The 23,322-nt window shown below is 36.1% G+C and carries 22 protein-coding genes; 11 read left to right on the forward strand and 11 right to left on the reverse strand.

Features of this window, described 5'->3' with window-relative positions; genetic code table 11:
• Nucleotides 1-62: 62 nt before the first annotated feature.
• The 9 genes from ACTBZY_RS01605 to ACTBZY_RS01645 all read left to right on the forward strand — a co-directional run bounded on the left by ACTBZY_RS01605 (nucleotide 63) and on the right by ACTBZY_RS01645 (nucleotide 9,270).
• The gene (locus tag ACTBZY_RS01605; protein WP_463044573.1) at nucleotides 63-1,217 is read left to right on the forward strand and encodes an MFS transporter; all 1,155 of its coding nucleotides are present in this window, start codon (nucleotides 63-65) and stop codon (nucleotides 1,215-1,217) included.
• A 272-nt stretch (nucleotides 1,218-1,489) separates the two neighbouring features.
• A complete protein-coding gene (locus tag ACTBZY_RS01610; RefSeq protein ID WP_463044574.1) occupies nucleotides 1,490-1,765 on the forward strand; it encodes a PqqD family protein in 276 nt (91 codons plus the stop codon).
• Nucleotides 1,765-2,223 carry a lasso peptide biosynthesis B2 protein gene (locus ACTBZY_RS01615; RefSeq protein WP_463044575.1) on the forward strand — a complete coding sequence of 153 codons (459 nt, stop codon included), beginning with the start codon at nucleotides 1,765-1,767 and terminating at the stop codon, nucleotides 2,221-2,223. The genes ACTBZY_RS01610 and ACTBZY_RS01615 overlap by 1 nt, the downstream gene beginning before the upstream one ends.
• Nucleotides 2,220-4,049: an asparagine synthetase B family protein gene (locus ACTBZY_RS01620; protein ID WP_463044576.1), complete on the forward strand. Its 1,830-nt coding sequence runs from the start codon at nucleotides 2,220-2,222 to the stop codon at nucleotides 4,047-4,049. Before ACTBZY_RS01615 ends, ACTBZY_RS01620 begins: the two co-directional genes overlap by 4 nt.
• Nucleotides 4,050-4,094: 45 nt before the next feature.
• Nucleotides 4,095-4,235 (forward strand): hypothetical protein, encoded by a 141-nt coding sequence (locus ACTBZY_RS01625; protein ID WP_463044577.1) that lies wholly within the window; start codon nucleotides 4,095-4,097, stop codon nucleotides 4,233-4,235.
• Between the two features lie 25 nt (nucleotides 4,236-4,260).
• Nucleotides 4,261-5,163 carry a hypothetical protein gene (locus ACTBZY_RS01630; protein WP_463044578.1) on the forward strand — a complete coding sequence of 301 codons (903 nt, stop codon included), beginning with the start codon at nucleotides 4,261-4,263 and terminating at the stop codon, nucleotides 5,161-5,163.
• 3 nt (nucleotides 5,164-5,166) lie between these two features.
• Entirely contained in the window at nucleotides 5,167-7,218 is a 2,052-nt protein-coding gene (locus tag ACTBZY_RS01635; protein WP_463044579.1) for a prenyltransferase/squalene oxidase repeat-containing protein, read from the forward strand.
• A complete protein-coding gene (locus ACTBZY_RS01640) occupies nucleotides 7,208-8,464 on the forward strand; it encodes a cytochrome P450 (RefSeq protein ID WP_463044580.1) in 1,257 nt (418 codons plus the stop codon). Before ACTBZY_RS01635 ends, ACTBZY_RS01640 begins: the two co-directional genes overlap by 11 nt.
• A 17-nt stretch (nucleotides 8,465-8,481) precedes the next feature.
• Complete coding sequence (locus tag ACTBZY_RS01645) at nucleotides 8,482-9,270, forward strand: class I SAM-dependent methyltransferase (RefSeq protein ID WP_463044581.1); 789 nt, start codon at nucleotides 8,482-8,484, stop codon at nucleotides 9,268-9,270.
• Between the two features lie 13 nt (nucleotides 9,271-9,283).
• On the opposite strand, the gene ACTBZY_RS01650 is transcribed toward ACTBZY_RS01645, so the two are convergent.
• Nucleotides 9,284-9,484: a hypothetical protein gene (locus ACTBZY_RS01650; protein WP_463044582.1), complete on the reverse strand. Its 201-nt coding sequence runs from the start codon at nucleotides 9,482-9,484 to the stop codon at nucleotides 9,284-9,286.
• Between the two features lie 439 nt (nucleotides 9,485-9,923).
• Here ACTBZY_RS01650 and ACTBZY_RS01655 point away from each other — a divergent pair, with 439 nt between their 5' ends.
• Entirely contained in the window at nucleotides 9,924-11,033 is a 1,110-nt protein-coding gene (locus ACTBZY_RS01655) for a nucleotidyltransferase domain-containing protein (protein ID WP_463044583.1), read from the forward strand.
• Here ACTBZY_RS01655 and ACTBZY_RS01660 read toward each other — a convergent pair.
• Nucleotides 11,020-12,081: an NAD-dependent epimerase/dehydratase family protein gene (locus ACTBZY_RS01660; RefSeq protein ID WP_463044584.1), complete on the reverse strand. Its 1,062-nt coding sequence runs from the start codon at nucleotides 12,079-12,081 to the stop codon at nucleotides 11,020-11,022. The two genes, ACTBZY_RS01655 and ACTBZY_RS01660, sit on opposite strands and share 14 nt — an antisense overlap.
• A gap of 79 nt (nucleotides 12,082-12,160) precedes the next feature.
• Nucleotides 12,161-12,388, reverse strand: a complete 228-nt coding sequence (locus ACTBZY_RS01665; protein WP_463044585.1) for a hypothetical protein — start codon at nucleotides 12,386-12,388, stop codon at nucleotides 12,161-12,163.
• A 147-nt stretch (nucleotides 12,389-12,535) separates the two neighbouring features.
• On the opposite strand from ACTBZY_RS01665, the gene lhgO reads away from it, so the two are divergent.
• Nucleotides 12,536-13,738, forward strand: a complete 1,203-nt coding sequence (lhgO, locus tag ACTBZY_RS01670) for an L-2-hydroxyglutarate oxidase (RefSeq protein WP_463044586.1) — start codon at nucleotides 12,536-12,538, stop codon at nucleotides 13,736-13,738.
• Nucleotide 13,739: 1 nt separating this feature from the next.
• Here the strand turns inward: lhgO and ACTBZY_RS01675 are convergent, their stop codons facing one another.
• From ACTBZY_RS01675 to ACTBZY_RS01710, 8 genes are all read right to left on the reverse strand, one after another.
• Nucleotides 13,740-14,366: a GyrI-like domain-containing protein gene (locus tag ACTBZY_RS01675; protein WP_463044587.1), complete on the reverse strand. Its 627-nt coding sequence runs from the start codon at nucleotides 14,364-14,366 to the stop codon at nucleotides 13,740-13,742.
• Nucleotides 14,367-14,387: 21 nt separating this feature from the next.
• On the reverse strand, nucleotides 14,388-15,368 hold the full coding sequence (locus ACTBZY_RS01680; RefSeq protein WP_463044588.1) for a helix-turn-helix transcriptional regulator: 981 nt from the start codon (nucleotides 15,366-15,368) through the stop codon (nucleotides 14,388-14,390).
• Between the two features lie 746 nt (nucleotides 15,369-16,114).
• Nucleotides 16,115-16,876: a LytR/AlgR family response regulator transcription factor gene (locus tag ACTBZY_RS01685; protein ID WP_463044589.1), complete on the reverse strand. Its 762-nt coding sequence runs from the start codon at nucleotides 16,874-16,876 to the stop codon at nucleotides 16,115-16,117.
• Entirely contained in the window at nucleotides 16,866-19,127 is a 2,262-nt protein-coding gene (locus ACTBZY_RS01690; protein WP_463044590.1) for a histidine kinase, read from the reverse strand. The genes ACTBZY_RS01685 and ACTBZY_RS01690 overlap by 11 nt, the downstream gene beginning before the upstream one ends.
• Entirely contained in the window at nucleotides 19,124-19,726 is a 603-nt protein-coding gene (locus ACTBZY_RS01695; RefSeq protein WP_463044591.1) for a hypothetical protein, read from the reverse strand. Before ACTBZY_RS01695 ends, ACTBZY_RS01690 begins: the two co-directional genes overlap by 4 nt.
• Nucleotides 19,717-20,355, reverse strand: coding sequence for a hypothetical protein (locus tag ACTBZY_RS01700; RefSeq protein ID WP_463044592.1), 639 nt, complete (start codon nucleotides 20,353-20,355; stop codon nucleotides 19,717-19,719). Before ACTBZY_RS01700 ends, ACTBZY_RS01695 begins: the two co-directional genes overlap by 10 nt.
• A gap of 59 nt (nucleotides 20,356-20,414) precedes the next feature.
• Entirely contained in the window at nucleotides 20,415-22,583 is a 2,169-nt protein-coding gene (locus ACTBZY_RS01705; RefSeq protein WP_463044593.1) for a TonB-dependent receptor, read from the reverse strand.
• A gap of 146 nt (nucleotides 22,584-22,729) precedes the next feature.
• Nucleotides 22,730-23,320 carry a hypothetical protein gene (locus tag ACTBZY_RS01710; protein WP_463044594.1) on the reverse strand — a complete coding sequence of 197 codons (591 nt, stop codon included), beginning with the start codon at nucleotides 23,318-23,320 and terminating at the stop codon, nucleotides 22,730-22,732.
• Nucleotides 23,321-23,322 lie beyond the last annotated feature (2 nt).

Below are 23,322 nucleotides of genomic sequence, written 5' to 3' on the forward strand. Positions count from 1 at the left end.
AGAAAACACATGTGGTTTTCAAGTGGTATTTTTATGATACATTTGCGAAATATTTAAGCATAATGCTCCTTAGGAATACCATTCAGTTTTTTAAGATCAAGCCCGTAGCTTCATTGGGTTTTCTTTTTTCTACCTCTAGTTTAATGATTGGAGTATGGGCGGCAGCCTTGCCTTTTATGAAGGAACGAATGGGCTTAAGCGATGGCGATTTGGGATTAATACTTTTAATGGCTCCAGCGGGCTCTATTACTGCGGTTTTTTTAAGCACTTTAGTTTTCGGAAATATTAAAGTGGGGCACTGGATGGGCATTGGGAATATTGTTCAGGCCTTATTATTCTGTGTGGAGGTTTATGCCCAAAATGCAGTGGTTTTCGGCATTGCATTATTTTTTAGGGGAGGTATAGGTTTTCTGAATGGTGTGGCGGTTAACGCAGTGGCCGTGAGGTTTGAAAAAAAATATCAAAAACGGTTTCTAAGTACTTGTCATGGTATTTATAGTGTTGGAGGAGTGGTGGGGGCTGCTTTTGCGGCTTTTATGTTCGGTTTTAAATTTACCAGCAGCACACAAATACTTTTCGTTTTAGGTTTTATTTGTACAGGTATTGCTCTTTTAAAGAAAGAATATAATCTGCACGATTATTACATTCACTCGGGATCGGGCTTTAGGATGCCAAACAAAAGCATCATTGGTTTGTCTTTTATTTGTTTGGTGGTTTTCATGTCGGAAGGTTCGGTGGTGGATTGGAGCTCTATTTACCTTAAAAGAGATTTGTTGTCACCGCTGTCTCTTATTAGTTTGGGTTATGGCGGTTTTTTCATGGCCATGACCTTGGGTAGATTAAATGGTGATATTATTATCCCAAGGGTTGGCGAGAAGAAAGTTATTGTCATCGGCACCTTACTGGCCGCAATAGGTTTTTTAGTAGTAAGTCTAAGCGTGTCACCAATCTTTGTCATTAGTGGTTTTGTGTTTACAGGAGTGGGTTGCTGCTGTATTGTGCCCGTATTATTTGGTGCGGCCTCTAATATTCCAGACGTAAGCGAGGTTCAAGGTTTTAGTATGATAACTTCTGGGGGCTTAATTGGTTTTCTAGCGGGCCCTTCTATGATTGGAGTTATATCTGAGCAATGGAGCCTTTCTGTAGGCTTTATGTTTGTGGTTTTAATGCTGTGTTTGGCTGCCTTTGTGGGCGGAAGGAGTAGTCTTTTGAAGTGATTCTAACTATTTGCTTTCAATAAGTGGTAGAGTTTTATTGTAAATAATATCACAGGCTTTATCAAGTGGATGTTACAGTTTGAAGTGAGGTATAATATCTTAAAACATCACAAAACTTAGCTTGCTTTATGCCTCTTTAGGGTAAGAGCTAAGTTATTTTATACTTTAAAACGATGAGGTTGTTTTTGAACTACAACATTTAATGCGGAACATTGTTTTTTATATATCTTTTATTTTTCAAAAGGTTCTTTTATACTATAATTAATTTAAAAATGAATAAGCTTCCTAATAAGATCAGGATTTCAGAGGACGTACTTGTACAGGATTTAGTCAATGAATCTGTTATTCTTAATATGCCAACAGAACATTACTATGGTCTTAATGTAGTTGGGAAGTATCTATGGCAAATGTTTTCTAAATATGAGGATGTAGAATACGTTTACAATTTAGCCATCGAGGAGTTTGATGTGACGCCAGAAGTTCTGAAATCTGATATGTTTACTTTTATTAAGAAACTTTCTGATGCAGGGTTGATTTCTATTTCTTAATGGGAAAGAAAAAAGACTTTGAAGTATTTGAAACAACCTTAAAAGGTCACAGTTGGCGACTTATTAAATGTCATGGTCTTACTTTGTTAATTGAAGCCGGTCTACGCTTTATTGGGCTAAAGAGAACTTCTAAAGTATTGCATTTTTTTTCAAAAAAAGTAAATGCTGATACTATTAATAAAGTAGCTCATTTGGACCGTTCAATTACGGTATTTAATCAAATTAAAGAAAGTGGCTTTTTGAAGGGTAAGTGCCTTTCTCAGTCACTTGCTTTGCAATTCGTGCTTCAACGTAGAGCGATTAGTACAGACCTTGTTATTGGTACCTATATAAAAGAAGGGAACTTGTTTGCTCATGCGTGGCTAGAAAAGGGTGGTGAAGTTGTGAATGATCACCCATTTGTAATTGAACAATACAAAGTATTAGTTGGGGATATAACGTCAGCTTTAATCAAATGAGTGGATATATTGGATTTGTTGCACCGGTAATTATGGATTACCATTCAAAGACTCTAGATTATTGTCATCAGGAAATAATTAAGACCTGTAGTGATTTTAGTGGTTGTTGGAAAAGTCTTAAGATTGAACTTCGTTTTGGCTTATTTAAGGTTCTTGATGATACAAAAAAAGAAGAACTACCTTATACCCAAGATCAGAACTTAAGAATTATTGGAGACGTTCGCCTAGATAATAGGGAAGAGCTAATTACCGATTTAAATAGAAGGTTTCCGGAACTTAATAAATTAGACCCAGACTCTCACATCCTTTTATATGCCTATATGTTTTGGGGAAAGGAATGTGTTAATCGTATAAGTGGCGACTATTCATTTGCTATCTGGAATGAAGCAGAAAACTCTCTTTTCTGTGCAAGAGATCATTTTGGGCTTATTCCTTTTTATTATGCCGAAACAGAGGAAGGCGTTTATTTTTCCAATTATTATATTTCTCTTAGAAAGGTGCCTGGCCTTATGACTGAAATAAATGAAGAGGTACTTAAAAGTTACTTCATTACAGGTAATGATGGTAGCTTTAGTCAAACCATTTATAAGAAAATATTCAAACTGCCACCGGCACACATATTAGTATTTGAAAATGGAAAACTTATAACCAAAAGGTACTGGACTCCCGAGCTGCCAGAAAAGTTAATAAGGTATAAAAAGACTGAAGATTATATAACACATTTTACTCGACTTTTTGAGAAATCGGTATCGGAACGTTTAAGAAACAATAGGGTTGCTTCACAACTTAGTGGTGGAATGGATAGTTCGTCAGTAACGGCAATGGCTAAACATGTACTTGCAAAGGGTTATCTTCAGGATTATGAACTACAGGCGTATAATCTGACATATAAAAACCTTGTTAAAGAAAGTGAAGGGTATTATGCTAATATGATTGCAAGCCATCTGGATATTGAGCTAAAACAATTTACTGCTGAAGAATTTTTAAAAAAATTAACACTTACATTAGAAGACTGGATACCCGAGCCAGCGGGAGTGCCAAATGCTGTCCCAGAAAGGGCAATGGTTAAGGATGCTTCAAATTCCTCTTTAAACGTGTTGTTGACAGGTTTTGGGGCAGATGTTCTTTTTGATTATGACGGACAGCATTGGTTCAAAATGCTCAGGTCGAGACACTTTATTCAGTTTTTCTTGGATGGTTTGGACTTTTTTAAAGCTCATGGTAAACTGCCTTCTATTGGCATAAAAAGGGTAATTAAGAGATTGATTATGGGGGGGTCGACAAATCCTAATCTTTTACCTACTTGGTTCAATCCTGCATTTATAAAAAATGACTACCTAGAGTTACAAAAGAAGAATGGTGTATCTTCAAAATCTAAGGTATTTGCTTTGTTTACCAATAGCTTTTGGCAATCTATTCTTGAGCATGGTCATCAGGGTTTTAGCGAAAATAGAGTGAAAGTTCGTCATCCTTTTTTCTCATTGGAACTTCAAGAGTTTTTATGGGCCATTCCGCCGCACTTACTTCATAATAAATATTTGTTAAGGCTAAGTATGCAATCCTTTTTACCTATAGAAGTGGTAAGAAGACCAAAAACACATTTATTCGGGGGACCTCATTTTAATAACCTAGTATCAAGTGGGGTTTTAAATGAATTGGAAAGTGTAATTAAGGAAGAGAATGAGTTTTTAAAGGACAAAATTGATACTACAGTTTTACTTAGTTTAATTCAAAACCCTAATAAGATTCAATTAAATGATCATCGTATAATAATATATGTTATACATGTTTTAGCATGGAAAAAAAAACTAACTTTACATGACTAGCTGTTTTCGGCTAGTAGGTTATGGTTGTTTTATTAATACTACATTATGAGAAAGTCAGATTCAATAAAAAAAAAGGAATACGTATCACCTGAATTAAAAGATTTTGGGAAGTTGGCAGATGTTACTCAAACTATCGGTGGTGGCAGTGTTAACGATGGTGCAGGAGCTGCGGCTTATACTTCATGATTTATTTTTAATTGATTATAGCTCGTTGTTTAGGTTAAAATTGTTATCTCTGGGAGACTTTTCTAGTCTTGTAGAAAAGAACTCTTTTGCGTTTGTCAATAAGTCACAGGAGTACTTAGGTTGGCATGAGCGTATATCTCAATGTACAGAAAACCAGAGTAGGTATTTGATTGAATATTGTTTCTACGATGATGTATGGCTTTCATTTATTCTGAAAGCTAAAAGTGATTTGGTGTTTTACTCGCAGAAAAAGTCAGTATCGCAAGAAACAATTGACGGCATATCAAAGGGAGCTGTTTTGAAATTATGGTTTCAGATTAATGAAATATATGCTTTGCACGCCAGTGCTATTCAAATCGCGTCAGAAGTAATTCTATTTGTCGGCTCTAAAGGAGCTGGAAAGTCTACCACTGCGGCTTACTTCGGCTCAATGGGCTATCCAATTTGGTGTGATGATTATTGTATTCTTGAGCAAAAGGAGGGGCAGTTTTTTGCTTTTCCCGGTGAATCAATAATTAAGGTAAAAAATGAAACAATAGAAGGTTTGTCACTTCCCGCATCTCATATAGAACCTTTATATCTTCCGGAGCCCGAGATTGAATCGCTGACTACTCCTGTTGGTACATTTAAATCATATTATCATAATGATGTAAATTCCTCGGAGCGTATTCCACTAAAGGTTAGGGGTGTTTATTTTCTAAAAGAACGAGGAGTAGAAACGGTGATTAAGTCTTCTGAAATAATGGAAAGCTTGAAAATATTAATTCAGGAAATCATGATTCCTGAACTAGTATCAAAAGATTATAGAAGATATTATTTTGGAGAAAGTATAAAGTTTTTAAATGAGGTTGATGCTTATGAAGTACAGGCCTCAAACAATTTGGAAGAAATACATGTTTTATATGAATCTATTCTTAGAATGGAATAGCAGATGAACAGGGTAGCTAAGGACAATTCACTTTCTGATTATCTTGATTCTTTTTGGTCCGGATTACCTGTTTCTTTAGTAGGTAAAAAGCAGTTAAGGCTTTTACAAGATAGAGCTCGTTTCTTTCCTCCAATACTTCGTATAGGATTGGAATGCAGAATGAATGAAGAGGCTCAAGTAGACTTACAACAGTGTCTGATTAGCGGAAGAGATAATACTGATATCCTATCAGAATGGTTGGATTTTCGGAATATTTCAGACAATGCCGAATGGTTTTCGTTTTTTGAGTTTTTCCGCAAGTGGTTAGACCATTCAGATGGATACCATAAGAATATAGAAGAAATATTTTTTGAGATGGATATTCGAACCGGTGAGAGAAGAATTCCACTCATATTTTTTTCCTTGGCTAAAAAATCGAAAAATGATAATAATGTGTTCCTGTATAAAGTCCTCCAAGAAACATTAGGAGAGAGCCGTCCTTTTTACCCAATTTTAAATACTTGTATTAGCTGTTGTCCAGAGAATGCTTATATCTTTTTTGCAGGCATTCAGTTTTCAAGAGAAACTGATGTGATACGTATTAATATAAAAAATATGTATGCTGATCAAGTTATTCCTTTTCTCAGGGCAGTAGGCTATAGGTATGACACAGAGAATATTGAAGGCTGGGTAGAATTTATTTACAGCGTTTCTGATAGAGTAAGGCTGTGTCTTGATCTAGGAGCGTCTGTTCAAAAAAAGATTGGCTTTGAGTGTTTTTGGGATGACCAACCTAATAAGGACACTCGATGGAGCTTCTTCCTCGACGAGTGTGTTAAAAAAGCGATTTGCTTAGCAGAAAAAGCCAAAGCCGTTTTAGATTGGGAAAAGGAAATATTTCCAAGCTCATTAACAATTTGGCCTGAACAGCTTTGGTTGGAAACATTAAAAAGGCCCGAGGATGAGTTTACTTATATGAAAAGAGAAGTGTCTCATCTAAAGTTAAGTATTAAGCCCTCTGGGAAGCCTGAATTAAAAGCATATTTAGGTTATGGTAATCTATGGCTTAATTTAAAAAATGACAAAAACAAAAGGGCAATATTTTCAAAAGCCGAAAATATAGAAATTGCTACAGAAAAAGGGGTGAATTTTGTGCTTGATTCACAATTGCAGACTGGTTTTTGGATTGATTTCGCCTTGCCCCCAGGAAAAAGTGACGAATGGGTAACGGCATATGTAGGATATCATCTTTCGTTTTTTGAAAAAGTGGGCGTAAAAGAGAGTCTTAAACGAGCTTGGTCGGTTTTAAGAAAAAGGTGTAGACTAGGTTTTGGGTTTGGATATAATGTGATGACCCCTGGTGACGCGGATAGTACCATTTGGGCTTACCTCTTTTCAATCCGTATATCTGAGGTAGATAATTTGAAGCTTCAAGACATTCTAAAATTATACTTTTTGGATGACAATGGGGTAACAACTTATCTTGAAAAAGACAAGATTCGGAAGGTTACTAAGCTTGGTGAAAAAGCATCTTTTAATGGCTGGCAGAGCCTGCATTTATGTGTTACTGCCGCTTATGCCTTAGCTGGGGACAAAAAAGCATTAAAAGCTATTCTAAATAACCAAAATGAAGATGGTTCGATTAAGTCCTATTGGTGGTCAACAGATGAATATGCCACTGCACTTGCTACTGAAGCTATGGCCTTAAATAAAGGAAATAACGCAGAGGAAATCGCAAGGTCAGTTTCCTGGGCCAGAGGGAGAATGGTAAATGAACTGGATTCTTCTCAGCCCTCTCCATTCAAAATTTCTCTTTTGTTACGTATACTACTGTTTTCGGGGAAAATGAGTTTAGATGAGGCCAACATCACTTTAGGATTGGAATATCTACTAAGCAGTCAACTTGAAGATGGGAGCTGGGGTTCTTATGCGAACCTTCAAGTACCCATGCCTGGGACGATTAGTCCAGATGCGAGTGAGAATAATTGGCATGTTGCTGACCAAAATAAAGTTTTTACCACTATTACTATTCTTTATGCTTTACAAAAGATAAATAAACATTCAAATGAATCTTGACCCTTTTTTTCTTGACACTAAGGATGCTGGTTTTATTTCTGACCCATATCCTGTTTATAGAACGCTAAGAAATTGCTCGCCAGCTTATTATTCAGAGAGGTATAATGCATGGTTTCTTACAAAATATACGGATGTGAAAAATGTTTTAGGGGATTCGTCATTGTTCGGGTTTCCTGTACCTGTTGAAGGTGTTAAATCTCTTAATCCCACATGGAGCGAAATCGCAGACAATGCCATTGGATTTGAAGGTTATCTGTCACTTAAGAATAAGACACTTGAAAGTCAAAGTCTTTGGATCTCTAATAGAAATGCAGAGGATCATAGTCGTATAAAAAAGGCATTTTCACCCCCATTTCTTTCAGGGAAATTGAAATTATCTGAAGAGGGGGTGCGAAAGAAACTTGATGATATATTAAATAATATTGAAGGTAAATCTCAAATAGATATTATTAAAGATATTAGTATACCATTAACTTCTAGGGTTTTTCTGGATCTTTTAGGGGTTGGTTATGAATATAGTGATTGGATTCAGGAACACTCTTTAAAACTAAGCATGCTCTTTTTTCTTGATATTACTAAAAGAGAAAAAGAAGAAGGTGTTTCTTCTCTTATAAATTTTATGGAGTTTTTTAGAAAGGAAACTAAAGAGCAAGCCGGAGGTGATGCAAATAAATTAATTGCACTTCTACTTGAAGGTAAGTGCCTTGGAAGAATAAGCATGGATGAGGTACTAGCCAACCTTTCTTTTTTTATTCTTGCTGGGGTGCAGTCTACCATTTATTTTATTGGTAATTTGTTTTATTGTCTGCAGCAATACCCAGATCAGTTTGCCTTGATAAAAAAGATGCCATCACTTATTGAAAAAGCCTGTGAGGAGACTCTTCGATTTGAGACGGCTAATTCTTTTAGTGTTAGATATGCTTTAGAGGATACAGAGATTTCTGGTCAGAAAATAAAAGCTAGCCAAAAACTTGTTTTACTTGTAGGGGCAGCTAATAGAGATGAATCTGTATTTAAGAATGCTGAAGAGTTCGATGTACTTAGAGAGTCAAACTCGCATTTGGCATTTGGTTATGGCACTAGATACTGTATTGGCTCATACCTCTCTAGAATGGAAGCAAAAGTAACGTTAGAAGTGATGCTCGAGAGATTCCCTATGCTGTCTTTTGAGCAGAATCAAGTTTTAGACTGGTATGATAACTTTAGGGTGAGAGGGTTAAATAGCTTAAAAGTCAATTTGCTTTAATTTTCAATAAAAATCAGATGGATACATTATTTGAAGAAGACAATCGAATGTTACAGGTTTATCAGAGATTTATGAATAGCCCTGTAATGCAGATGTATTATGAAAACAGCAACTTTAATAATGTAGGTTTATGGGAAGGTAATGTAAACAGTCAGGCTAAAGCATGCAGAAACTTGATGAAAACATTAACGGAAAATGTATATGAGGCTAAAGGGAATATACTTGATGTGGCTTGTGGTATGGGAGCTACTACCGATTTTTTACAAGAAGAATTTATTAATTCAACTACCATAGGTATAAATATTTCGGGGAAGCAAATCCAATGCTGCAAAGAAACGTATCCTCATCTAAGGTTTATGGAAATGGATGCGACTAATTTACAGTTTCCTGATGAGTATTTTGATGTAGTTTGTTGTGTAGAAGCAGCGTTTCATTTTAACACTAGAGCTGATTTTATTAGAGAGGCGGCTAGGGTACTAAAAAAAAATGGTCAGCTTATAATTTGTGACATTGTTCTAACTCCTGATAAACAGCTTAATTGGTTTATTTCTGAAGATAATAAAGAAAGGAGTATTGAAGATTATCAATTTTTACTTGAAAATAATGGATTTACATCCGATTCAATAATAGATAAAAAAGAGAGCACTTGTGTGGCGTATTCATCTAATTTAAGAAAGTGGGCACTGACAGAATTGTTTTATAAAAAAATAAATCCTGAGGAGTGCAAGTATATTATTTCTTTATCAGATTTTTTGAATAAAAACCCTATAAATAATTACCTGTTTATATCTTCAGTGAAAAAATAATACATCAACTTTCTTAAGTTTTCAGTCTACTTTCATGAGTCTTTATCCATCGCATTTTCCAATCAATTTTAAAGGCCTTTTGAAGTTCTTCAAGGCTACAAGTTAAGTTGTAAGTAGGACTTATATTTTGAATATCTTCCAATGAAATAATATTTTCGATTGGGCTTTCATTCCTTAGTTTTTGAATGAGTGTTAATGCGTTCTGAACGGACATATAATTATATTACTAAATAATAGTACACCAAAACAGTATAAATGAGAAGGTTATGTCCGAAATAAAAGGAACATAAGACTTCTTTTGTAGGTTGAGCAATTTGTTTAGATTTAAATCAGATAACTATTATGTGAATATTTTTAAGACTGGTAAATTGTAAGAGGTTTAAGTTTACTTTTTTCAAAGAAAATAAAATATAGTTAGCTTGACAAGTTAAAATAAGTTGCGGTCACGTGTTTTCTCGAAGGATCGAGATGGCCGCAAACGCTATAATCAAGAGTTTTCAGCTAAATTTGATTTTACAAGTGTTGTAGCAATATTTTACTATAAATTAATCGCTTATAATGAATTTTCAAATGAAGCAATATTGACAAAAAGCATTTTTAGAATGGATGGAGTTTTTTTAAAAAAGAATGTTTGATTTTAAACGAATTTGTTAATGAAATTTGATTCGAAAGAGCATGGCTTTCTAATACACTTACTAAAGCTTTTTCTTGGGAAAGAAGAAAGACTATATACTGAACTAGAAACGCTTGACTGGGATGTGGTTTTGTTTTTGTCTCGCTTTCATCAGGTTAGGCCATCAGTTTATCAGGCTCTATCTATGTATTATGGTGATTTTAGCAACGATGTCGTTTTAAAGTTGAGAATGGAAGTCTTGGGGATAACAGCTTTCAACTTACAGCAGCTGACAGAATTAAATGTTTTAATTAAGCTTTTAAAGAGTAATAATATTGAAATAATACCATATAAAGGATTAGTTCTGTCAAATGCTGCATTCGGTAGTTTTGGGATGCGTGAATTTAGTGACATTGATTTTCTATTTAAAAAAGATGACTTTGCTGCACTAAAGAGAATACTAATAGAAAAGGGATACCTGCCAGAAAAAAAAGTGCCTAAAGCGTTTGAGAAGGTATATTTATATCATCATTGTGAGTACAACTTTCTATTTAAGGAACATAGTCATAGGAAGTTTTTTGTGGAGCCGCACTGGTTTTTAGGTACTCGAATGCTCCAAAATAATATTCCTTTCGAAGAAGTAAAACAACTTACAACTTACGGAAATCTGTCATCAACAGATTTTATAAACCTATTAGGTCCAGAAGGTCTTTTGCTCACAACTTGCATTCATCATACTTCCATCAGGTATCCTACCTTCAAGAGCATAATGGATGTTGCTTCTCTTTTGGCAAAGTATACTGAATTAATAGATTGGGAGATGATTTTAGAAGTATCAAAGAAATGGGATGTTCAAAATATATTTCTTTTTTCAATCCACTTGGCTTGTTGCGAACTAGATGCCCCACTTCCTGTAGAAATTAAAACTTTGATAAAGGAGAAGCTTCCGTCAAATTTATTAGGTAATTATCACGGGCATGTATTGGATCCAAGTGTGAAACCCTTTACACTAAAATATCACTATAGAAGAATTCGCCTTCAGTTCCTATTAAGAAATAGCGTATACACGAAAGTGAAAATATTATGGTTCACTTTCCTGTATTATGCTACGTTTAAGGTGTTTTTTCCTAATCAAACTAAACCCTCTTAGAAATATTATCATGCATCTGACTTAAAGTAGTTTTTAAGTCATATTTCCAATCCCAAGTAGGATAGTGCGACTTAAATCTGCTTAAATCAGAAATATACCAAATATGGTCTCCACTTCTGTTGTCGTCAGATAAGCTGTAGTTCATTTTGTTACCTGTGATTTCCTCACAAAGTGTAATACCTTCTGCCATAGAGCAGTTAGAGAATCTACCTCCACCAGCGTTATAAACCTCAGCACTTCTTGGGTTTTGGTAGAAATGCCAGAACATGTTTACTAAATCCCAAGAATGAATGTTATCACGAACTTGCTTTCCTTTGTAACCGAAAATAGTGTAGTGGTTGCCTGTAATGGCACATTTCATAAGGTAGGCCAAAAAGCCATGTAACTGTGCTCCAGAGTGATTTGGTCCTGTTAGGCAACCTCCTCTAAATACACCAGTTTTCATTCCAAAATAACGACCATACTCCTGAACCAATACATCAGCAGCTACTTTGGAAGCTCCAAATAATGAGTGCTTTGTATGGTCAATGCTCATTTGCTCATCAATACCATCCTTGAAATAAGCATGGTCTTCAGCTATTTCCCAACGCGTCTCATGCTCTACCAAAGGAAGGAAGTTAGGATTGTCTCCGTATACTTTGTTTGTAGAGGTGAAAATAAATACCGCTTCAGGGCAATGAAGACGAGTCATTTCTAACATCACCAATGTTCCATTGGCATTCACGGTAAAATCCATAAATGGCTCACGAGCGGCCCAGTCATGAGAGGGTTGAGCGGCAGTATGAATGATAAGTTTTATGTCTTTACCATATTCCTGAAAGATTTTGCCAATTTCTTCTTCAGAACGAATATCAGCTTGATAGTGCTTATAGTTGCTGTACTGGTCCTCTATTCTTTTTTTGTTCCACTCTGTGGAAGCTTCATCACCAAAAAAGTAAGCTCTCAGGTTATTGTCAATTCCAATAACTAGGTCAAACTTGTCAGACATAAAGGCAACGGACTCACTGCCAATCAATCCGGCAGATCCTGTTACTATAGCTATATTCATTTGTAAATTGGGTATATCAAAAAAAGCGAACTCCTTGATGTCGTTCGCAATTTTCAGTTATAAACTTTTTAAGTGAATTTTATTCACCGTAAATTTTTGTTCTTAAAGCTGCAGCTCTAGCAATATCCTCTGGAGTTGCTTCATACTGCTTTGAAAGCTGTCTTGCAGGAGCCTCTAGGCTTTCACCATATACTCTCTCATCACCTTCATGAAGGTCTTTTTGCTTGATTTGGTTGTTCTTTTGATAGTTACAAGAACTTAAAAGGCCAGTAGCGGCTACGAATAATAAAAAGCTGATTTTTTTCATTGCTTTACGCTCAATAAATAAATTTGCACAAATTTAAGATTGACAGGCCGAACAGCCAAAATATATTGTACTTAAACTTCAGGAGTTTATTACTTATTGTCAATTTTGAGGTCAAATGTCTTTAAAGCTAAAAATCAGAAGAAATTTATGAGATACGATGTGGTGGTTATTGGTGGTGGGATAGTGGGTTTAGCTACGGCTTTGAAAATAAAAACGCAAAAACCGAATACAAGGCTTTTGGTTTTGGAAAAGGAAGATTCACCAGCCAAACATCAAACTGGTAATAATAGTGGCGTTATTCACTCTGGCTTATATTATAAACCAGGAAGTTTAAAAGCTACTAATTGTATATCTGGTTATAATCAATTGTTAGCATTTTGTGAGCAAGAAGGAATAGAATACGACTTATGTGGGAAAATAGTAGTAGCTACGAAAGAAGAGCAATTGCCTATTTTGGATACACTTTTTCAAAGGGGACAAGAAAATGGATTGAAAAACTTGGTTTATTTAAGTGGTGACGAGATGCGTGAGATAGAACCGCATGTTGCCGGTATTAAAGGCATTAAAGTGCCTCAGACTGGTATTATTGACTATAAAAAGGTTAGTGAAAAATATGCCGAGAAAATTCTACAGCTCGACGGGGAGATAAGATATAACGAGAGGGTAACATCTGTTTCGCAGTTAAATGGAGTTTCGAATGTGGTGACCACAAAGGGGAGTTATAACACAACATTGGTGGTAAACTGCGGAGGTCTATATTCTGATAAAGTAGCTCAAATGACTCAAGATGATAAAATTGATTTAAAAATCATTCCTTTCAGAGGCGAGTATTATGAGTTAAAACCTGAAAAACAATATTTAGTTAAACATCTAATTTACCCAGTTCCAGATCCTAACTTTCCTTTCTTGGGTGTGCATTTTACAAGAATGATAAATGGTGGGGTTGAGGCAGGGCCTAATGCGGTTTTGGCGTTTAGAAGAGAGGGATATAAAAAAACAGATTTTAAGTTCTCCGAATTGGCGGAAACACTCATGTGGCCCGGTTTTCAAAAAGTGGCGGCTAAATATTGGAAAACCGGTATGGGCGAGTATTATAGGTCTTTTTCAAAAGCTGCTTTTACAAAGGCACTCCAAGCTTTAATTCCAGAATTAAAAGCGGAAGATTTAATTCCAGGCGGAGCAGGTGTAAGAGCTCAGGCATGTGATATTACTGGTGGACTTTTGGATGATTTCAAGATCATTGAAAATGCACAAGCCATCAATGTTTGTAATGCACCATCACCTGCGGCTACAAGTTCATTGGCCATTGGTCAAGCGGTTAGTGAAATGGTCTTAAAAAGATTGGATTAATTTATTTGACTGGCTCTCGGAGAATTGTTTTCAATTTTTCGGGATCGGTTTTCCTAAAATCCGAAAGATATATTTCATGGTGCTCACCATTTCTTGCAAAACCGTTTTCTTCCATGACTTCTTGAAGTTTTGCTAAAGATTTGGGTTCTGTATTAAAAGGACCTATATGAAGTATTTGGACGCATTTGCCTTCATTCATAGTATGGAATGTCAGTTCGTCTATGAAAGGGAGTTCACCTTTTTTGACCTTAACTTGGTCTATAGCGTTTTGTACCATTTCAGGATTTACAAAATCAGGCATTCTAATTAATAATCGATATGCCCATTCACTTCTTGGGATTTTTATAGGAGCATTTTCCATGGCAATGCCATCATATTTATCTAAGTCAAATGACCACAATCCTTCTAGTTTCGGGACTACAAAATCCTTATCAACAGCTTTACATTCAAATTTAATGGTATAAGCGACTGGATAGAGTGCTGCAATTTTTAGAGCAAATTCATCTCCTGATGGGTCACCAATTCCCGTTATTGATAAGTAATTAATAGTCTCAAAATTCACTATTTCAGGTTTTGCCTGTGATTTATAGTAAGTTTTGTAGGTCTTTGTTAAATCTAATTTTCCCATTATTGTTTTTGCTAAACTAGGTTAGAGGAGTGACAACCACTTGTCAGCTTCTTTTTGTTGAAGCCTATCCATGCTCTTTATAAGAAGTTCTTTTACATCTAACTTAAGTTGCTCGGGTTCAATAATATCTGCTACTTTTCCTAAATAGAGAAACCAGTGGGCGAAGCCCATTAAGTTGCCAGTCAAAAATGTCATTTCAATTTGTTCACCTAAATCCTTTTGAGAGATAAAACCCATATAATAATATTGGTCTCCCATGTATCGGAATCCTTTTTTGTCGATTTTTAAAACCACTTTAATGAGGTTTTCTTTCGACTGCGTATTATTGATAAAGGTATGGAGCTTCGGATGTTTTTTGTCAAAACGTTCTGTCTGTATTACCAAGGTCGTTATTTTGTCAATTCTAAAATTTCTGTAGTCTTTCCTTAATCTACACCATGCTATCAAATACCAATTTCCATGGCTTGAAAATATACCAATGGGTTCAATGTCCCTTTCATTTTTTTCAAACCTAGAACCTGTGAAATATTCTATTTTGATAATATTCTTGTTAAGAATGGCCTTAAGTATTTGTTTTATGTTTAGCCGTTCGTTTCGTTCGCTTGGTAAATAGTCGTTTTCTAAAACTTCAATATGCTGGTAGGCATCATCAAGTAGTTCTTTGTCGGCATTTTTAAGTACAGATTTGATTTTAAAAAGAGCAGATTCGAAAGATTTTTTGGTGTCTTCATCTGTTAATTTTGAAATAAGTTTTCCGGCGGTTAAAAAAGAAAAGGCTTCATCTTCTGTGAATTGTACCGGTGGAAGTCTATATTCCTTCATGATGGAATAGCCCACTCCAGCTTCGCTCAATATGGGTACCCCCGCTTCTTCAAGAGCTCTAATGTCTCTATAAACAGTTCTTAAGCTTATCTCGAATCTGTCGGCTATTTCCTGAGCCTTAATAATTCTTTTAGATTGAAGCTGAATAAGGATTTCTGTAAGTCGGTTTAAGCGAGGCATTTACTTGATTTGCGATTATTAATAGTGTAAAACATTGGGAAAACCTAAATCAGGTGTATCATAGTTAAATTCGAGAAATGGTCTGTACGATTTTTTAATTTACAACACTTTCAATTATATCATTTTGACCAAACAATTTCATTCATTCTTACTAAATCATTTACAATTAACTCAGTAAGAATATAAGATTTTACACCCCCTTAAAATTAATAAATCCAAACAGAGCTATCAATTATGCCATTTTAAACGACTGTCCCCTAAAACATCTAAATCAATGGTTGAATCTAGTTTTCCGCTATAATTCAGCATACTCTTTCTCTGTTCAAGTTTTATTATCGCTGCAATATTTTCTGAATTGCTTCAACCCGCTTTATGCATTAGTCAATCTCCCGATTTTATCGGAACCGTAGCTAAATTGCTTCAAATCAGTACGTAAATCCATTTAAACTAAATCACCATAGCGGTATATGCTAATTTCCTTTAATTGTCTGATTTATTGTGATTTAACTACTCATAACGATTCCCCAACGCATAATCAGGGTCCAATTGACGTTTTTGAATTTGTAGCTTTCATGGGTTACTTTTTTGGTAAATCAATGGTAATCCTCTTTTTGAGTATTTTAACAAAAAGCTATTCAGATAATTTTGTGCCAATTTCCTAAATTAAAGTCCGACTGTAGGTCCAACTAACCTTTTCGATTTTTGAAGAACTCCCTGAAGAAATCTAATTGAAGCTCTACCTAACTTTACACTTCCATCAGCTGCTTTAAGTTATCGGCAAAGGAGCCGCCAGACTCTAGCTTGGTTTGTTTTTGGTCCTTTAATTGAATCACAAATTTGCCATTGAAGCCTTTTTCCATAAACTGGATTTTGGAAGCATGTATAATTGCCGAACGGCTAATTCTTACAAATTCTTCTGGAAGTTTATCTGTTAAAGAAGTAATGGTATGAGTGGTTAAATACTGTTTTCCGTCCATTGTATTTAGAAAAACATATTTATCATCCGCCTGAAAATGACTGATTTGTGATAGGGAAATAAATAGGATTTTATCTCCAGATTTCACCGTAATGCTATGCAGTTCCTTTTTAGGGTTTAGCTGTTCCATAAGTTTTTGCAGCGTAGCTTGCTCAAAACCCCTGTCTTTTTCGGATAATCTGGCTTTTAGTTTATCTACTGTTTTTTGCAGTCTTTCTTTCTCCACTGGTTTTAGGAGATAGTCTAGGCTATTTTCTTCAAAGGCTTTTATGGCGTATTGATCGTATGCGGTGCAGAAAACCACAATAGGCATATAATCCAAAGCAGCCAACATCTCGAAACCGTTTAGGATGGGCATTTCAATGTCCAGGAAAATCAAATCGGGTTTTTGACTTTCTATTTTTTTTAACCCTTCTTCGCCGTTAGTCGCTTCATCTATGACTTCAAAAATATCTTCAAATTTGGAGAGTAGTCTTTTTAATCTGCTAATAGCCAATGGTTCGTCGTCTATGAGTATAGCTTTATAATTCATGGTCTTTATCTATTTTAATTTGGATGTTTTTGATAGGGTCGTTGCTGATTTGGAGCATCGCCGAATCTCCGTATATTAAGGTTAGTTTGTCTTTGACACTTTTTAAACCATATCCGCCAGATATATCTTCGCCAAAATCAGGTCCGTTGTCATGTATGTCTATCACAATAAATTGTCCCTCTTCTTTAATGTCTACTTTGATTTCGCCGCTGTCGGCTATTTTAGATATTCCATGCTTAATGGCATTTTCAACTAAAGGTTGAAGTAGAAATCTTGGAATAAGCTTATCGTTTAGTTTTTCTTCTACGTTAATACTGTAGTTTAAGCGGTTGCCAAAACGCATTTGCTCTATGGCTAAATAAGATTTCACCAAGCTTATCTCTTCATTTATAGAATGGTTACTTTCATTGTTTCGTCCAGTGGTGGCCCTAAACAATTTAGAGAGTTCCACAGTCATGTCTTCGGCTTTGTCTTGATCTTCATGAATAAGCCCCGCAATACTGTTAAGAGAATTATATAGAAAATGAGGGTTAATTCTGGCTTCCAAGGCGGTTAGCTGTGCCTTGGTTTTTAGTTTCTCCATATTGAGCAACTGGTATTCTTGCTCTGATATTTTTCTGCTTAAATGTGTAGATCTACTCCAAAAAGCATAATACGCACATGCCACAAATGAAGGAATAACGCTGTAAAATATTTTGGAGTTATTAAAACCAGAAATACTACTTCTTGTTCTTGTGATCTCCATAAAGTATTGCCAAAACTCGAATGTGTTTGTTTGGGATTCAAAGTAGAGATTGACCGCTAGGTGAACCAGGAAAAAAGAAAGACATGTTAGTCCTATTAGAGACAAATATTTCAGCCATTTGGGTTGAAGATATTTTTCTACAAAAGAGATGAAAAGTATAAATCCCAGAAATGCTGAGAGACCTGTGGTTAAATTTAGAAGGGCTACCGCCTTATTATGTTCTATTTCTAATGAAGTGGGATTGAATAATTCCGAGGTAAAATATGTGATGCTGTTTAGACCGTAAACAAGTAATACGGTAAACATGAAAGCATAAAAAACTTGTAGTCCGGAAGGAACGAAGGGTGAAAACTTCCAATTTCTTTTTTCGCTTGACGCCACGGGTTTGTGAACTTTAGGAGCATTTTTGGGCGGACTTGAAGTGTCGGATTGCTTTTCGGAACGTGGTTTACTGAATTGAAAATTTGACTGAACACTTGGACTTTTACTAGGAGAAAGTGGGTTTGAATATTCTATGGTTTCTTTTTCGTAAATTGTCAAGGTTCCTCCTCTAGAGCGTAAGGTTACATTACAGCCCCCACCGTTTATGGTGCCGTCCCATTCTGTTCTAGAACGTAAGCCATTAAAGTTGAAATTGCCGTAAGTTTTTACTCTCGAGGCTCTTGCGTTTAATTGAATTCCTTTATCTTTTGGGAGATGGGTTTTTACGTTCCCTCCACTAGATTCTAGCCATAAATAATCCTTAAGCTCGTCAATGTCTGCTCTTATGTTTCCTCCTTTAGTGGTGGCAGCCGCATTGGCTCTGATGCCCGTGAGTTTAATGTTTCCTCCCCAGCTAATGGCTTTGAGCTCTCCTGTTAGTCTGTTGATATTTACGTTTCCGCCCTTGGTTTTTGAGTTTAAGACACCATTGAAGTCTGAAATGTTGATATTCCCTCCATCTGTGGCGTAGGTATGGTTTCCTTGGCAATGAGAAATGTTTAAGTTTCCTCCACTGGTGTGGAGTTCGAAATCGCCGTGACATTGTTCCACCTTAATACCACCTCCAAAATTCTTGCCTAGGCCTTTTAAGCTTCCCTTTACCCCTGTTAAGTTTATCTTTCCTATGGAGCCTTTTAGCAAATGTTTACCAGTAACATTAACGAGGGTCAAATCACCAATGCTAGAATTAAGATGGATTGACAAGTCTTTAGGCACAAAAATCCTAAATGAAACCTGGTGTCCAGAAAAAATACTATCTAGCCAGTTTCTTTTTCCATGGATACTTTTGATGAGTAGGGTCTCATTTTCCGTGAAAATTCTAAAGCCCAGCTTCTCAAATTCAGATTTGCTCATGGGATCTTGTAAGAAAAAGTTCAACAAGCCTCTTTTGTAGGCGTAAACTTCTACCCGCAACGCGGTATAATCTCCTCCTAAAACTTCAATGGCACCCCATGAGGTATGAACCTCTAGGTTTTTAATGTTTTCCGATGGAAAGGATTTGCTATGTAAGGGAGAGCCAATCATGCATTGGTTTGATTCAATTTGTCTAGAAAAAGCCAGTTTATAGTAACTGCAGCAAATGACAGAGCAATAGGTGAGAGAATGTAATATTTAAAAAATTGGAAAATAGGTGCAGCCCCGGCATTTGGATATAAGATGTTCCAGTTTTCAAGAAAACGCTGAACAAGAGTAATATTGGCTACTATGCTTAGACCTATCTGAATGCCTATCATCATGCCCATAAAAATCATCAGATTTACAAATAGTGGTAGCCAGTTTTCACCTACATTATTCGGAATATATCTTAAAACGTGATTCACTTTCCAGCGTTCTTCATTGAAAACCGCCAAACATTTATCAAAACCCTTTAGTAAGTTTCCAGAACCTATGAAGTGTATAAATAAAGCGATTTGGAGAATCGGAATTATAACATCAAGTTTTGTAAACCATTCTTGAAGAAATGGGCCTACACCACCATGTATGGTGTAGGCTATGAATGCTGCGGGGAATACAAGTAGAAATTTAATGAAAGTATTCTTCCTACGTACTCTTTCTGTTTTCGCTATTAAATCGGCGTATCCTAATATTGAAAATGGAGATGCTTGCATTGTTTTTATTGACATTGTGATAAGAAGTATACTGACTCGTATTTGCCCCAACTAGGATGCATGGCAGATTTAAGTTCGAAGTTATTGAATTTTTCTAGTGCTGCCTCAAAAAGTGGTTTTGCTACAGCTTTTCCTCCACCAAAGTTTTCGGGTGTAAAGAAAGCACTAGTTCCTCTTAAATATGATATCCGTGGATTATTGGCATTTAGTTTAGTCGCGGTGGTGAGAGCTTTCGTGAATTTTTCGCCGTAGGTCTGGAATCGGTTCATAGGGTCTACAGATAGCCTACCAGATGCTATTTGTGCTTTAAGTACTTGTATCTCATCATTGATAGGAGATAATTTTTCGGCTTTTGCTAAAAAAGATTCTGCAAGTTCTAATAATTGGTCTTTTTCTCCTGGAGTTTGCTTTTTGAAAGATTCGTTAGCGTAGGTATATGCCACCCAATAATTAGGAAGCCATTGTTCTTTTTCGGCCGCTGCAATACGTTCCATTTTATTTGTCAATGGCTGAAATGACTCTTCGATACCCGTCTGTTGGATTTGAGAAACCAAATCTGTCATTGTTTTTTCATAAGCAGCATTTTGAGCTGAAACAGCGAGTACCGAAATCGTTAATAAGATAGAAATGAATATTTTTTTCATTTTGAGGAATTGTTTAAAATTTGAAATATGTTAATTTTTATATGATGAGAGAGCGTTTATTAAAAATCTAAGTCGGCTTCTCGGCTTCTGCCGTTTAACTGCCCTATAGTCCAGCTTAATCCGAAGAAGAAAGACCTGTTGGACGTTGGTTTTACGGCATACCTTTCTTTACCATCGGCAGAGTATCTGTACCCAAAAATGTTTTTTCTACCTAGAACGTTATCTAAAGTGGCATAAAAGACAATGAAGTTGTTTCCAATCTGTTTCACATGGCTGGCACTAAGGCTCAAGTTTTGAAAGGCTTTCGTTAGTTCCACATTTTGGAAGTCGTCTCCTATGATGTAAATAGGTCTTCCAGATGTGTGCGTAAAAGTTACACCTACGTTGGTGCTTATTTTGTTTATAAACTGCTTATAAATAGCGGAAAAGTTATGTTTTGTAGCAAAACTTGGTGTCACCTCTGACGGGTAATTTTTGAATTGACGTTCTGTGTCGAGGTAGGAGTAGGTTAACCAAAAGTCACCGTTTTCTAAAGATTTCTGATCCCTAAAAAACACATCAAAGCCTTGAGCATATCCCGAGCCTGAATTATCAGTGACACCGCTTGGGAATCTGTACGGATTAGGGTCAAAATAGTTAGAAGCTTCGCTTACTAGATTATTATATTTTTTGTAGAAAACTTCGCTTCGGAAAGTCCTCTCGTTTTTCTTTACTTGGTAGTTTAGGATAATATGGTCGGCATTTTCGTAGCCTAGGTTTGGATTAATGTATAAATATTCTTTATCAGGGTTTTGGTAAAATCTACCTCCGGCTAAAGAAAACTGAGCAAACTTTCCAACCTTATAGGCTAAAGAGACTCTAGGAGCTAAATTCATTGCTCCGATAATGGTGGAGTGTTCTCCTCTTGCTCCAATTCTTCCTGCCAATTTTGAAGAAATATAAAATTCTGATTCGACAAAAATACTGCTATACTGGTCGTTTAAGGTCAACGCTGATTCGCCATAGAGGTTGGATAATCTGATGTCATGATACTCCGCTCCAAAGTTTAATGTACTGCTTTGATTATTTCCAAAAAGCCTGCTCATCACTATTCTGGCTTGAGTTCTTTTATCGTTTCTGTCAGAGTTGACGTGGTCTAGTAATAAATTGTCCTTATTGTTACTGTAAGATAATCCGGTCATCATTACCCAGTTACCATCATCAAAAGACTGGCGGTATGATGCATTGGTAAAAGTGTTATTATTGTTGTTTTTGAATACATAAGTACTGTTTTCTTCATCATATGAGGGTAGGATAAGAGCGGAAGAATTATCGGAGTATGTTCCGTATACTTTTAATGAGCTGTTATTGTCAAAGTTTTCATTAATGGTAAGAGACGTTCCAAATCCCTGCGGTACTTTTTCAAAGTCAATATTCGTTTTAACTAAGTTTAAAAGAGGCGACAGATTGGTGTAGTTCACCGTTCCTGTTATCCAACCCTTGTGCGTATAGGAGGCATTGGCTCCTGCCATATTTAGTCCTAAGTTCAGGTTGCTATTATCGCCTTGCTTATCTTGTGTATTGAGTAGAAGGACAGATGAGAGAGCCTGACCGTACATGGCGGAGTAGCCTCCAGTGCTAAAGGCAGTTCCTTTAAACATAAAAGGGTTAAATCTGCCTCTTTGTGGAACATCCGGTGTACTGCTAAAAAATGGATTTTGGACTATCATACCATCTATAACTGTTTTGGTTTCATTGGCAGAGCCGCCCCTAACAAAAAGCCCTTCGGTTTCACCTACCCTGGTGGCTCCTGGAAGAAACTGCATGACGGATACTATATCTGCACCAGCTCCAGCCGTGGTAACGATATCCATGGGTTTGAGCATCACCATTTTCTTTTCGTCTGAGGCTTCAAACATTCCAGCGGTTACGACCACGGCGTTTAGAGAATTGATGGCTTCCGTAAGTTTTATTTCATAACTCAGGGTGCTGTCTGTTAGGGTGATTTGCTCTTTGTGGGCGTTGTACCCAATCATAGAGACCTGAAGCGTTTTTAGCCCTTTTTCTGATGTAGAAAAGTTGAATACGCCGTTGATGTCAGAAGAGCCACCATCATACGTTCCTACAATTGATATATTGGCAAATGGTAGTGCTTCACCTTTTTTGTCGGTTACTTTTCCCTTAAGAATGCTTTGAGATAGAGCAGGAAGAGTGAGAATGGTTAGAAAGAGTAAGTGTAGTTTTTTCATGTTTTGTATTAAGTCGGTTACCCGATTTTTGATGATACAAAACTGTTGAAAATAGTTTTTTAGGAGTAGCTCTTTCCGACGAAGACCAATTTTCTTGGAGTGAATTTGGCTTTTTCTGGAGTAAATGTTTTCTCTACTGAGCTAGATCAATTGCCATACAGACTTTTTAAAGACTCCCACAGAAGTCTTTTTTCGTTATCTTTATTCAAACTGACGTCAGTAAGACTTGCTGAGAATAGAAATTTGATGTTTTTAATATCCTTAACTTGATAGGGACTAAGCTTAAGTTTTGGAAGGAAATCTCCTCCAGCTTCTTCACCTAAGAATAAAATAGAAGAAATAGAATTGTTATAAATGATTTCTTTGAAATCGGGGTTGTTGTATTTAGTGGTATTTAATATATCCACTTTGGCCAATGACATATTAAGAGCCATTAACACTTTTACTAAAAACTCCCTTTCGTCTGTTTTTATACCATGTACGACCACCAGATGGTTGGTGTCCATTTTGAAAGGTTTCGCCTCTTCTGTGGGCGTATTTTTTTCTGAGGCAGCGGTGGTTACCTTACTAATAGGTGTAGCTGGTGGTTTAGTGCCGACCTCGGTTTTAATTTCAGGATTAGAATCTGGTTTACTTATTTCAGCAACTTCTATTTTGGGAGTAGCGGAAGCTAAATCCTCTTTAGAAAAATAGAGCGTTTCTGTGTGAAATAAATAATTGGCCAGATTCTTATCCATTC

Source organism: Arcticibacterium sp. (assembly GCF_055134445.1).